The organism is Arthrobacter sp. U41 (assembly GCF_007679325.1).
In the GTDB taxonomy this organism is placed as follows: Bacteria; Actinomycetota; Actinomycetes; order Actinomycetales; family Micrococcaceae; genus Arthrobacter.
The window spans coordinates 1-305 of record NZ_VEGI01000020.1; the positions used below are offsets into that span (position 1 = coordinate 1).

Here is a 305-nt window from a genome sequence, read left to right on the forward strand (position 1 = left end):
ATCGCCCTGGTGATCTTCCTGCTCGCCTCCCTGGCCTTCGGCTTCTACGTCGCCAACTTCAGCAGCTACAACGAAACCTACGGCACCATCGGCGGCGTCATCATCTCCCTGCTCTGGCTCTGGATCCTCAACATGTCCCTGCTCTTCGGCGCCGAGTTCGACGCCGAAATGGAACGCGGCCGCCAGCTCCAGGCCGGCATCGAAGCCGAAGAAACCATCCAGCTCCCTCCCCGCGACACCAAACAAAGCGACAAACTGCAGGCACGCGAGGAGGAGGACATCCAACGCGGCCGCGAACTCCGCGA

General features: G+C 62.6%; 1 protein-coding gene. It reads left to right on the forward strand.

Annotated elements, in window-relative coordinates; genetic code table 11:
- On the forward strand, nucleotides 1-305 hold a 305-nt coding region (locus FS787_RS17880; protein ID WP_144674643.1), incomplete at both ends, for a YihY/virulence factor BrkB family protein.